Raw genomic sequence first — 12,877 nt, forward strand, 5'->3', positions numbered from 1 at the left:
AAAAATCCAAAAATCCAAAAATCCAAAAATCCAAAAATCCAAAAATCCAAAAATCCAAAAATATTCAGTACTTATAAAGATTCGATTTGGTAGCATAAATTTAAACATCCAACTTTATTAGGAGGATTTATGGCAAGTGGATGGGCACGAGACGGTGCAATTCAAGATCAAATTGATGCGAGTGTTAATGACGCCGTACAGTATGCAAGAAGCAATTTAATATCTGGTGCAAGTGCAGAGCTATGTGATGAGTGCGACGAGAAAATCCCACAAGCACGAAGGCTTGCGTTACCAGGAGTGCGTTATTGTGTTGCATGCCAAGCTGCAATAGAAGGTAATGGTGCTAGCGCAAAATCATTCAATAGACGTGGTAGTAAAGATAGTCAGTTGCGTTAAAAAGGTGCTAAAAAGCACCTTTTATTTAATACCAATCTACACAAGTATCTGACCAATTCATAAAATTTGTTACACCCTCAATTAGGCCCTACATGGCTAAGTAAATTGCTATCACTTGAATTTGTTAATGAGTAATTTAAAAGTTACTCATGTCTTCTTTTTTCTGAATTAGCTCTATTGAGTAACCATCAGGGTCTTTTACAAAAGCAATTTCAGTGGTACCGCCTTTTACAGGTCCTGGTTCACGGCTAACATTGCCACCGGCAGCCTTAATGTCAGCACAGGCTTTGTAAATATCTTCAAATTCAATAGCTATATGTCCATAAGCATTACCCAGGTCGTAGCTATCTTCATCCCAGTTATATGTCAATTCGAGGACCGTCGTGTCCTTTTCATTTCCATACCCAATAAAAGCTAATGTATACCGATACTCGTCATTGTCGGCTCTGCGTAATTCTTTCATACCCAAGACTTCAGTATAAAAAGCAATTGATTTGTCTAAATTAGCTACACGCAGCATAGTATGTAATAAACGCATTATTCAGTTCCTTTAGTGATTTTTTCAAAGTTCAGTATATTTTCAACTAAGCACTATTATTAAGCACATTTTGTGGTTTTATGTGTATTAGCCATATATGTAGGCGTTACTTATAGATCACAACCTCAATACGATGGAGATTTGGAAGCTGTTCATGTATGGCCTTTATGATTTACCAATAACTTCAATTGTAAATTGCCAATTAATGAACCGTTTTATTGAATTTTGCATATTTAAATAAAGAACACATAATTATTGGTCAACCTATTAGTATAAAGAAAGTTACTGATTGTTCAACAAAAGTTAACCTGAGTTTGATTGGGTTGGTTCTGTCTAACTAATTGTTTTTATTTTGTATTAAATTTTTTTGTATGTAATTTGTAAAAATGCGGGGTTTACTTGGTTAACTTATTGGTTGACAAAAAAGGCGTATGGTAATACAGTTTTTGCATACCAATTGGTAAGTTGCTTGGTTTGAGTGAATACAATGTATTGGTAATTAATCAGAGTTACGTTTTGCACAGGTTAATTTATAAATAACTCAAGCTTAAAGTTACTCTACAAATTGAAACAAAAGACACAGCGTATTTATAGAGTAAATTTTACTTGTTCTTATAAAAGTATGCGCCACATATTTAGGAGTTATTCATGTCAAAACCAGTCATCGGTTTCATCGGCTTAGGCTTAATGGGCGGCAACATGGCCGAAAATTTACAAAACAAAGGCTATGAGCTAATTGTTATGGACCTTAGCAAAGATGCGGTTGCAGCATGTGTTGCTAGAGGCGCAAAAACAGCAAGCACTGCAAAAGAGCTAGCTGAAGGTTCAGATATTGTTATGTTTTGTCTTACAACTTCAGCAGTTGTAGAAAAAATTGTTTACGCAGAAGACGGTATCTTAGCAGGCATTAAAGAAGGTGCAGTATTAGTTGATTTTGGTACTTCTATCCCATCATCTACTAAAAAGATTGGTGCTGATTTAGCAGCAAAAGGCGCAGGCATGATTGATGCTCCTCTTGGTCGTACTCCAGCACATGCTAAAGACGGTCTTTTAAACATTATGGCTGCAGGCGATATTGATACATTCAATAAAGTTAAACCAGTACTAGAAGATCAAGGTGAAAATGTTTTCCATCTTGGCGAGCTAGGTGCTGGTCATACAACTAAGCTAATCAACAACTTCATGGGCATGACTACAGTATGTGCTATGTCACAAGCGTTTGCAGTTGCAGAGCTTGCTGGTGTTGACCGTCAACAACTTTTCGACATCATGTCTACTGGTCCATCTAATTCACCGTTTATGCAATTTTGTAAAAACTATGCGGTTGATAATGTTAGCGACCTTGGTTTCTCAATTGCTAATGCAAACAAAGATTTAGGCTACTTCCTACAAATGGTAGAAGACCTAGGTACACAATCAAAAATCGCTGAAGGTTCATCAGCTAACCTACAAGCAGCGTTTGACGCTGGTATGGGTCAAGGTAACGTTCCTGAAATTTTTGATTACTTCAAAAAGTTAGAAAAGTAAAAAACACGACAAATGGCGCTTAGCTTTATAGTTTAGCGCCAGCACACACACTTTCGATTGACGAGACTTAGCCTGCTTTGTGCAACACCACTTTTAAATATTCATAGAGCCTAATTCGAGTCACAATATAAAGAGTTAACTATGCGTTTAATTAATACTATAAAGCTAAGTTTAGTTCTGATTGGTTGTATATCTACGCAATTAGCAGCCAAAGATTATTTTGTAGATGATAAACAAGCCTTCCGTGATATTTCGTCTAACTTAGTTGCTGGCGACAAAGTAATCCTTAAAAACGGTACATGGTCTGACTTCGAAATCCTACTTGAAGGCCAAGGCACAAAAAACTCTCCTATTTTATTGACCGCTGAAACTAACGGTAAAGTAATTTTATCGGGTCAATCTAACCTAAGACTTGCAGGTAAATACCTTGAAGCTTCAGGTTTAGTATTCAAAGACGGCTATACACCGAGCTCAGCTGTAATAGAGTTTCGTAAAAATAAAAATGAATTAGCCTACAATTCACGAGTTACACAAACAGTAATCGATAATTACAGTAATCCAGACAAACGAGAGTCTGATTATTGGGTGGCACTATATGGACAACATAACCGCTTCGATCATAGCCATTTAGTCGGCAAACGAAATAAAGGCGTGACAGTTGCTGTGCGTTTAAATACTGAAGCAAGTCAGGAAAATTATCATCGTATAGATAACAACTACTTTGGTTACCGTCCTACTTTTGGTTCGAACGGTGGTGAAACCCTACGTATTGGCACCAGCCATTACTCATTAACTGATTCGCATACATTGGTAGAGAATAATTACTTTGAACGCACCAATGGTGAAGTAGAAATTGTTTCGGTTAAGTCAGGCAAAAACATCCTTCGTAATAATGTATTTTATGAAGCGCGCGGTACATTAACGCTGCGCCACGGTAACGGTAACCTTATAGAAGAAAATATTTTCATTGGTAATGGTGTTGATCACACAGGTGGTATACGCGTTATCAATAAAGACCAAATTGTAAGAAACAACTACCTACAAGGTCTAACAGGATATCGTTTTGGCAGTGGTTTTACTGTGATGAACGGCGTACCAAATTCATCTATTAATCGTTATCACCAGGTTGAAAATGCGACGATTGAAAACAACACATTTATAAATGTGCGTCATATTCAACTTGCAGCTGGTAGCGATGCTGAACGAAGTGCGGCGCCTAAAAACAGCACAATGAAAAACAACTTAATCATAAATCAAGATGGCGAACAGCCATTTACAACATTTGATGATGTAAGTGGGTTGGTACTAAGTAACAACATTGCTGATACAAAAGTGCTTTCTGAGTTAATGTACGGTGTAAAGAAAGAAAAAATCACACTTAAAAAAGCAAGTAATGGTCTACTTTACCCAACATCTAGAAGTTTAAATGTAGGTGCAAAGCGCGATTTGAAAGTGCTGAAAAAAGAAGATACCGGTGTTAGCTGGTATGCAAAAGTACCTGCCTTAGTTGATTTTGATTCTGGTAAAACACATTCTGTTAAAGCTGATGTAAGTGCATTACTAGACGCTATTGATAATGCAGAGTCAGGTGATGTATTAGAACTCGCACCTGGTCAGTATGATGTTTCTAAACTGGTTAAAATTGATAAAACGTTGACAATTAAAGCGAAGCAAAGCGGCAAGTCTAAACTTACTTTTCAACGCTCTACATTATTTGAAATACATGATGGCGGCAGCTTAAAACTAGATGGCTTATCAATTTCAGGTGAAAACGCGCCAGATGCAATAGGGAACAGCATTGTTCGTACGCAAAAATGGGGTATGGTAGATAATTATCGCTTTGTAATGACTAACTCTGAGTTGAATGCTTTAGATATTAATCATTCATTCCATTTCTTTATCACTGGTAAAGGTGCAATGGCTGATGAAATTATTCTTACAGGTAATACCTTTAATACAGTAACAGGTGACATTTTACGTCTAAATACTGAAATTGAAGACTTAGGTGTTTATAACGCGGAATACGTCATTGTAAATAATAATACATTTAACGATGTAGAAGGCGGCATAGTTAAGCTTTACCGTGGTGGTTCAGATGAAAGTACATTTGGTCCTCATTTTGAAATGACGAGTAACACGCTTAATAATATTGGCTTTGGTAAGCGTAATAAAGAGCAAGCGAGCATTTATGTTCACGGTGTTCAGGTTACTAATATCACAGATAATAAATTTGTTAAAACTGCTCCTATTGTTGTAGAGCACACAGTAGGCGAGCCTAAAACTGAAATCTCAAACAATACATTTGATGAAACTAAAGCACCAAGTGTGAAAGAGCTAAGAGTTAAAGGCCCGCATACGGCAGTATTAAAAAATAACAACATTTTAAATAAGGCAGGGTAAATACTATGCACTTATTAAAATGCCAAACAGGTTTTAAAATAGCTGCTGTAGCTGCACTTACATTACTTACATCATTGGGTGCGCATGCAGCGCACCCAAACTTAGTAATTACTACTGATGATGTTAAGCAAATGCGCCAAGCAATTAGTAGCAACGGTAGCACAAAGTTTGCTAACGCGTTTGAATCGCTAAAAGCACAAGTTGACGAGCAAATTGCACAGCCTATCACTGTGCCAGTTCCAAAAGACGGCGGTGGTGGTTATACACATGAGCGTCATAAGAAAAACTACCAACTTATGTACAATGCGGGCATTATTTATCAATTAAGCCAAGATGATAAATACGCAAATTATGTACGTGATATGTTGCTTGAGTATGCAAAATTATACCCAACGCTTGGTCTGCATCCAAAACGTAAAATGGATTCGCAAAATCCAGGTAAGTTTTTTTGGCAAAGCCTAAATGAAGCAATGTGGCTTGTGTACACAATACAAGCATATGATCTAATTCATGACTCGTTAAATGCCGATAACATTAAAAAAATCGAGGATGACTTACTACGTCCTGTTTCGTTGTTCACATCAGTAGGCCAACCCTCTACATTTAATAAAGTACATAACCATGGAACATGGGCAACAGCGGGTGTTGGCATGGCAGGGTATGTATTAGGTGAACCTGAGTGGGTAGAAAAATCATTATACGATTTAGAAAAGTCGGGTAAAGGTGGCTTTATTAAGCAGCTAGAGATGCTGTTTTCACCACAAGGTTACTATAACGAAGGTCCTTACTATCAACGCTTTGCACTATTACCCTTTGTAACGTTTGCTAAAGCGATTGAAAACAACGAACCGCAACGAAAAATCTTTGAATATCGCGATGGCATATTATTAAAAGCGATTGATACGACGATTCAACTTAGCTACAACGGTTTGTTCTTCCCAATTAACGATGCAATAAAAAGTAAAGGTATCGATACCATTGAGTTAGTAAATGGTGTAACTGCGGCATACGGTTTAACCAACGATGCCGGTTATTTAGATATTGCTAAGCAACAAGACCAAATAATCCTCTCTGGTGATGGACTAAAAGTAGCTCAAGCACTTGATAACAACATGGCAAAACCTTATTCGTTTAAATCAGTTGCTTTCGGCGATGGTAATAACGGTAAACAAGGTGCTCTAGTTGTAATGAGAACGCAGCTAGGTGGCGATCAAGCTCTACTATTTAAACCTGCTGCACAAGGTTTAGGTCATGGTCATTTTGATAAACTAACATGGCAGTTTTACGACCACGGTAATGAAATTGTATCTGATTATGGCGCAGCACGTTTTTTAAATGTAGAAGCTAAATACGGCGGTCGTTACTTACCAGAAAACGAAACTTACGCTAAACACACTGTTGCGCACAATACGGTAGTGGTTGACGAAACAACACATTTTAATGCAAATGTTGAAGTAGGTAATAATAACTACCCAACGCTTAACTTCTTTGAAACAAATGAATATGGCACGGTTTCAAGTGGCGAAATAAGCACAGCTTATAAAGGCGTTGATCTTGAACGCACGCTTGCACTTATTAACTTACCTGAACTACAAAGCACAGTTGCACTTGATATGTTTGATGTTGCAGCAAATAAAGCGCATCAGCTTGACTTGCCTTTGCATTATAAAGGTCAGCTTATCGATACCAGCTTTGAGCTAAAAGCGAATGCAACACAACTCGCTGCATTAGGTACTAAAAATGGCTACCAGCATCTATGGCTTAAAGCTCAAGCGCAACCTCAAAGTGGTTTAGCTAAAGTAACGTGGTTAAACGAGAATGGTCGCTTTTATACGCAAACGAGTTTGGTTAAAGGTGATGAGTCTTTCTTGTTTACCCAAATAGGCGCAAACGACCCCGATTTTAATTTACGCAACGAAAACGGTTTTATTCGTCGCGTTGAGGGTCAAAAGCATCATAAATTTATATCAGTATTAGAGCCTCACGGTGAATACAATCCAAGTAAAGAATATACCTTAGAAGCTGTTAGTAGAGTTACAAAGCTTGAATATAGTCAGCAGGGCGATTTAACACTTGTTGAACTTGATATCAAAGGCAAGTCATATTTAGTGGCTATTAATAAAGCACCAACATCAGCTAAAAACACATTCAATTATCAAAATAAAGAGTTCACTTTAAATGGCCGATTAGCCGTTTATATGATGAACAATAATCAGGAGTAAATAGGATGCAAAAGCAAAGCGCAAACTTTTCATTTGGCAACGAGACTGAAATTGAAGATTTAGGAAATGGTCTAAAACGTCAAATGCTAGGTTACAACGAAGAGCTAATGGCTGTTAAAATTTGGTTTGAGAAAGGGGCTATTGGTTATAATCATGCTCACAGACATTCTCAAGTAACGTATGTTGTTGAAGGTGAATTTCACTTTAACATTGATGGCGTAACTAAAATCTTAAAACCGGGTGATAGCTGCTTAATCCCACCATTTGCTGATCATGGAGCTACCTGTCCAACAGGCGGAATCCTGATTGATACCTTTAGCCCAGCGCGTGAAGACTTTCTTGAGGATTAATTATGCAACTTAAAGGCTTACGTTGGTGGGTTATAGCGCTAATTGCGCTAGCTACCATTATTAACTATATCGACCGTCAAGCACTTAGCGTGCTTTGGCCTGATATTGTTGAAGATTTATTCCCTGATGAATCAGCATTAGAACGCAAACAAATATACGCTAATATTTCAATTGTGTTTGTATTTGCTTATGCATTTGGTCAAGCCATATTTGGTAAAATATTTGACTGGGTAGGCACACGCTTCGGTTTTGTTTTATCGATAGGTGTTTGGTCTATTGCAACCGTTGCGCATGCATTTGCACAAGGTGTACTTAGCCTTAGTATTTTTCGCGCAATCTTAGGTGTAGCCGAAGCTGGTAACTGGCCGGGCGCAGCTAAAGGTAATGCTGAATGGTTTCCAACAAAAGAGCGTGCTTTAGCACAGGGTATTTTTAACTCTGGCGCTGCTATTGGCGGTATTATTGCGATTCCTTTAATTGCATACTTAACTATCTACTTTAGCTGGCAAATGGTATTTGTTTTTGTTGGTGTATTAGGTTTTCTTTGGTTAGTGCCTTGGTTAATTTTAGTTAAAGCGCCGCCTAGCTCTCACCCTTGGCTTACTGCCGAAGAACGTGAATATATCTTAACAGGTCAAAGACGTGTTGATGATAATGGCGATGTGACTGGCGAAGATGAAGAAGAATATAACCCATCTACTGCCGAGTTACTCTCTCGCAAGCAAAGCTGGGGTGTAATTATTGCCTCTGCTGCGATTGACCCTATTTGGTGGTTATTTGTTTTTTGGATACCTATTTACCTAAACGAAGTATACGGCATGGATGTTAAGTCTATTGGTATATACGGTTGGGTTCCTTATGTTGGCGCTATGTTTGGTGCATGGTTTGGTGGCTTACTGGCACAAAATCGACTTAAAGCCGGATGGAACACTGATAAAACACGTAAGTTAACTATTACGCTGGGCTGTTTAATTATGCTACCAGCGTTACTTGCAATGGCTAACCCTGGCGGACCAACTACAGCGGTACTAATTATGGCTGTTATTTTATTTGGTTTTCAAACTGCAATTGGTAATGTGCAAACACTACCAAGTGATTTGTTAGGCAAAAAAGCTGTAGGTACATTATCAGGTTTTTCTGGTATGGCGGCAAAACTTGGTGCTGTAGGCCTTACATCGCTTGTGCCTATTCTTACTGCTGATGGTAACTATACACCAGCATTTGTTATTGGTGCTTCTTTAGCCATTATAGCAATGGCAGCTGTTTGGATTTTAATTCCAAAAATAGAACCTCTTAAAAAGCCTCAATAATCTAGATAATAACTGCTATGCCAACATGTTTTGTATAAGCGCATAGCAGTTAACTACATAGGGTAACTTCCAAGATGAAAAATATTTACTTTATCGGTGAATGCATGGTCGAGCTTAGGGCTATGAGCGCGGCAACACTACACCAATCATTTGCAGGCGATGTTTATAATTCTGCAGTGTATTTAAAGCGTTGCTTCCCACAGGTTACTACTTCGGTTGTTACGGCTTTAGGTCAAGATAATTTAAGTAAAAAAATGCTAGAACGCTTTGAAAGTGAAGAAATAAATACACAGCTCGTATTTGCTCACGATACCAAAGTACCTGGCATGTATTACATAGAAACCGATGAGCATGGTGAGCGTAGCTTTATTTATTGGCGCAATGATTCTGCAGCTAAAAAGGTTGTTGATTTTTTAGATGCTGATGCACTTGAGCAGCTTAGCCAAGGTGATATGTTTTTCTTTTCAGGAATTTCATTAGCAATAATTGAAGAAAGTGCACGTGAGCAATTTTGGAAAGTTGTAAAGCAGCTCAAAGATGCTGGAGTTAAAATAGTTTTTGATCCTAACTACAGAGCGCGTTTGTGGAATAGTGTAGAGGAAACTAAAGAGCAATATCATTTAGCCTTTACGCTTGCAGATATTACCCTACCTGGCGTTGAAGATTTAACAACACTTTATGACGTACATAGCGTAGAAGCGGTTGTTGAATATTTAAAACCTTACCAAATAGAAGAAATTGTTGTTAAAAATGGCCCTGAATCGGTAGTGACAAAAGAGGGCGAGACCCTTCAAAGCCACACTATAATACCGGTAACAAATGTTGTAGATACTACATCAGCAGGCGATGCTTTTAACGGTGTTTATTTAGGTGCTCGTTTATCTGATAAATCAATTTCAAGTGCTGTACAACTTGCTGCAAAAGCAGCAGGTGCTGTTATACAACAGCCAGGCGCTATTGCTCCAAAAGATATATTTCAGCAAGCAATGGTTAAAGCTGGGATCTGATACCAATTTTATTAAAAACATGATCACCTTAGCGTATTAAATAACTCACTAACTACGTTAAAAATTATTTATATAGAACAACTATGTATCATAATTTTAGCCTTGTTATTGAGCTATTTTCTTGTCGCTATAATAGCTCATTAATTTAATGCAATTGGTATAACAAAATAATTTAACATTAACGGCCGCCATACCTCGGCCGCATTACTTTTTTATAAAGGAACAACGTTATGACTCGCTTTTCTGAACTTATGTCAGGACAAACACTGCTACCTATAATTCAAGCTGATACGCCAGAGCAAGGTGTTCAAATAGCGAAAGCTATGGCTAACGCCGGCCTTACTTTAGTTGAAGTAGTGCTAAGAACAGAAGCTTCTTTAGAAGCATTAAAAGCTATTAAGGCACAAGTGCCTGAGCTAAAAGTAGGTGCGGGTACGGTAATAAATACTGAAATTTTAGAGCAAGCACTAGAAGCGGGTTCTGACTTTATTGTAACGCCAGCTGTGTCTCCTGTATTACTTGCCGCACTTGCTAAATGTAATGTACCGGTACTTCCTGGTGTATCAAACACAGGTGATATTTTAATGGCGCTTGAATATGGCTTTGAAGAGCAAAAATTATTCCCGGCATCGCTAGCCGGTGGAGCACCTTTTGTATCAGCTGTATCGTCAGTATTTAGAGCAGTCAGCTTTTGCCCTACAGGCGGTGTTAGCGAAAGTAACAAAATGGACTATCTTTCTTTAAATAATGTATTCGCCGTTGGCGGTACTTGGATAGCGAAGAAAGAATGGGTTGAGCAAGAAAACTGGCAAGCAATTACCGATTCTTGTATCCAGGCTTTAAAATAGAAAGGATTGCATAAATGAATTATTTAGCCCCAACAATACTGCCAGGCGTAATCGTTGGCGATGAGGTAAGTGCTGTGTATGAGCATGCGCGTACTAATCAATATGCTTTGCCAGCGGTAAATGTTGTTAGTACAACATCTATAAATGCGACGCTAGAAGCTGCTAAAAAGAAAAACTCGCCCGTTATTATTCAGCTTTCTAATGGTGGAGCTCAATTTTTTTGTGGTAAAAGCTTATCTTTACCAGAGCAACAATCAGCAGTGCTTGGGGCGGTAAGTGCTGCAAGATATGTACATTCAGTGGCAGCACATTATGAAGTGGCAGTAATGCTTCATACTGATCATGCAGCTAAAAAGCTACTACCTTGGATCGATGGTTTGCTTGATGAAGGTGAAAGACACTTTGAACTGACGGGCAAACCACTGTTTAGCTCGCATATGATTGATCTTTCCGAAGAGTCTTTAGAAGAAAATATTGAAATTTGTGAACGTTATTTAACGCGTATGGCAAAAATAGGTATGACTCTAGAAATTGAACTTGGTTGCACGGGCGGCGAAGAAGACGGTGTTGATAACTCACACTTAGATAGCTCTTCTTTATATACTCAGCCTGAAGATGTTGCATTTGCTTACGAACGTTTGAGCCGTATTAGCCCTAACTTTATAATTGCAGCGTCTTTTGGCAATGTTCACGGTGTATACAAGCCGGGTAACGTTGTTCTTACACCAACTATTTTAAAAGATTCACAAGCTTACGTATCAGAGAAATTTAATCTACCAAGCAACTCAATTAATTTTGTGTTTCATGGTGGTAGTGGTTCTGAGTACAATAAAATTGCAGAGTCTTTAACCTATGGCGTAGTTAAGATGAATATTGATACCGATACGCAGTGGGCGTGTTGGACAGGTATTTTAGATTACTACAAAGATAACCAAGCATACCTACAAGAGCAAATTGGTAACCCTGATGGGGAAGATAAGCCAAACAAAAAATATTACGACCCTCGCGTATGGCTGCGTCATTCAGAGCAAAGTATGGTTGCAAGACTAGAGCAATGCTTTGACGATCTAAATTGTGTAAATAGGTATAGCGCATGAAAAGATTAAATACAGTATTGAAAGAAGACGGTGTAGATACCGATCTTATTTTACTTATTCGCACAATTTTAGCGACTAGTAAAGAAATTGCTTTTCGAGTAAGTCAGGGTGAATTAGCCGGTGTTTTAGGCTCAACCCTTAACGAAAATGTTCAGGGTGAAGTTCAAAAAAAGTTGGATGTAATCGCAAACCAACTACTTAAAGACATACTACTTGACGATAGCAGCGTACGCTCAGTTGCATCAGAAGAAGAAGATCATGCAGTAGGTGGTCATCCTGAAGGTAAGTTTATTGTTGCCTTTGACCCATTAGATGGCTCTTCTAATATTGATGTTAATGGTCAAATAGGCACTATATTTACTATTTACTTAGCCCGTGACGATGTTGCTTTCGACAGTGACGAGCAATTTAGTCAGCCTGGTGTAAATCAAGTATGTGCGGGTTATGTTTTATATGGCCCTTCATCATTACTTGTAATGAGTACTGGCGGTCCAACACGTTGCTATACATTAGACTCAACACATGGCGGTTACTTATTAACAAATAAGCAATTGAATGTGCCTGAGCAAAGTCGTGAATTTGCCGTTAATATGGCAAACTACCGTTATTGGGACGAACCGACACAAGTGTATTTTGATAAATTGCTATATACCTGTGAAAGCTTTGAAAAAAGCTCAATGCGCTGGAATGCAGCGATGGTAGGCGATGTTCATCGTATTTTATGCCGAGGTGGCTTATTTTTGTACCCACAAGATAAACGCAGTGGTAACGATAACGGAAAAATAAGACTGCTTTATGAAGCAAACCCACTAGCACTTTTAGTTGAAAACGCAGGTGGTAAAGCAACTTCTAGAGGAACGCGTATTTTAGATATTGCGCCAACGAGCTTGCATCAACGCGTGCCTGTTGCTTTGGGCTCAAATGAGCCTGTAGAGTTTTATAATAACGCTATTTTATAAAACAGTACTTAATAAAAAAGGGGCAAAAAAATAGCCCCTTTTTTACTCTTATTTTTCATTCTCTCTGTAAATAATCCTTTCTATACAAACTCACTTCATTTCTTAATTTTCTTATAGTCTTCAAATAAGAATACTTTATATATATTAGATAAATCTGATTTACTTAACCTCATGTAAAAACAATTTTTTTGCTCTAAAGTTATGTTTTTTCGCAGTAATTATA

11 protein-coding genes are annotated in these 12,877 nt (G+C 38.0%); 10 read left to right on the plus strand and 1 reads right to left on the minus strand.

Translation table 11 applies throughout. From position 1 onward, the window contains the following. Positions 1-129 precede the first annotated feature (129 nt). Complete coding sequence (locus CXF89_RS17225) at positions 130-396, plus strand: DksA/TraR family C4-type zinc finger protein (protein ID WP_002962957.1); 267 nt, start codon at positions 130-132, stop codon at positions 394-396. A 136-nt stretch (positions 397-532) separates the two neighbouring features. On the opposite strand, the gene gloA is transcribed toward CXF89_RS17225, so the two are convergent. Then, entirely contained in the window at positions 533-934 is a 402-nt protein-coding gene (gene gloA, locus CXF89_RS17230) for a lactoylglutathione lyase (protein ID WP_024598720.1), read from the minus strand. A 648-nt stretch (positions 935-1,582) separates the two neighbouring features. Here gloA and CXF89_RS17235 point away from each other — a divergent pair. The 9 genes from CXF89_RS17235 to CXF89_RS17275 all read left to right on the plus strand — a co-directional run bounded on the left by CXF89_RS17235 (position 1,583) and on the right by CXF89_RS17275 (position 12,654). Next, positions 1,583-2,461: an NAD(P)-dependent oxidoreductase gene (locus CXF89_RS17235; RefSeq protein WP_024598719.1), complete on the plus strand. Its 879-nt coding sequence runs from the start codon at positions 1,583-1,585 to the stop codon at positions 2,459-2,461. A 141-nt stretch (positions 2,462-2,602) separates the two neighbouring features. Further along, a complete protein-coding gene (locus tag CXF89_RS17240; protein ID WP_121955303.1) occupies positions 2,603-4,861 on the plus strand; it encodes a chondroitinase-B domain-containing protein in 2,259 nt (752 codons plus the stop codon). Positions 4,862-4,866: 5 nt separating this feature from the next. After that, on the plus strand, positions 4,867-7,083 hold the full coding sequence (locus tag CXF89_RS17245; protein ID WP_121955304.1) for a heparinase II/III domain-containing protein: 2,217 nt from the start codon (positions 4,867-4,869) through the stop codon (positions 7,081-7,083). 5 nt (positions 7,084-7,088) lie between these two features. Then, positions 7,089-7,433 carry a cupin domain-containing protein gene (locus tag CXF89_RS17250; protein WP_002962963.1) on the plus strand — a complete coding sequence of 115 codons (345 nt, stop codon included), beginning with the start codon at positions 7,089-7,091 and terminating at the stop codon, positions 7,431-7,433. A gap of 2 nt (positions 7,434-7,435) precedes the next feature. Further along, positions 7,436-8,743, plus strand: a complete 1,308-nt coding sequence (locus CXF89_RS17255) for an MFS transporter (RefSeq protein ID WP_007585328.1) — start codon at positions 7,436-7,438, stop codon at positions 8,741-8,743. 74 nt (positions 8,744-8,817) lie between these two features. Beyond that, entirely contained in the window at positions 8,818-9,750 is a 933-nt protein-coding gene (locus CXF89_RS17260) for a sugar kinase (protein WP_121955305.1), read from the plus strand. A 230-nt stretch (positions 9,751-9,980) separates the two neighbouring features. Then, entirely contained in the window at positions 9,981-10,598 is a 618-nt protein-coding gene (eda, locus tag CXF89_RS17265) for a bifunctional 4-hydroxy-2-oxoglutarate aldolase/2-dehydro-3-deoxy-phosphogluconate aldolase (protein ID WP_076924850.1), read from the plus strand. Positions 10,599-10,612: 14 nt separating this feature from the next. Beyond that, positions 10,613-11,695, plus strand: a complete 1,083-nt coding sequence (gene fbaA / locus CXF89_RS17270) for a class II fructose-bisphosphate aldolase (protein WP_024598714.1) — start codon at positions 10,613-10,615, stop codon at positions 11,693-11,695. Further along, positions 11,692-12,654, plus strand: a complete 963-nt coding sequence (locus CXF89_RS17275; RefSeq protein ID WP_024598713.1) for a class 1 fructose-bisphosphatase — start codon at positions 11,692-11,694, stop codon at positions 12,652-12,654. Before fbaA ends, CXF89_RS17275 begins: the two co-directional genes overlap by 4 nt. Positions 12,655-12,877 lie beyond the last annotated feature (223 nt).

It is taken from the genome of Pseudoalteromonas sp. MelDa3, assembly GCF_002863625.1.
GTDB classification, from domain to species: domain Bacteria; phylum Pseudomonadota; class Gammaproteobacteria; order Enterobacterales; family Alteromonadaceae; genus Pseudoalteromonas; species Pseudoalteromonas arctica.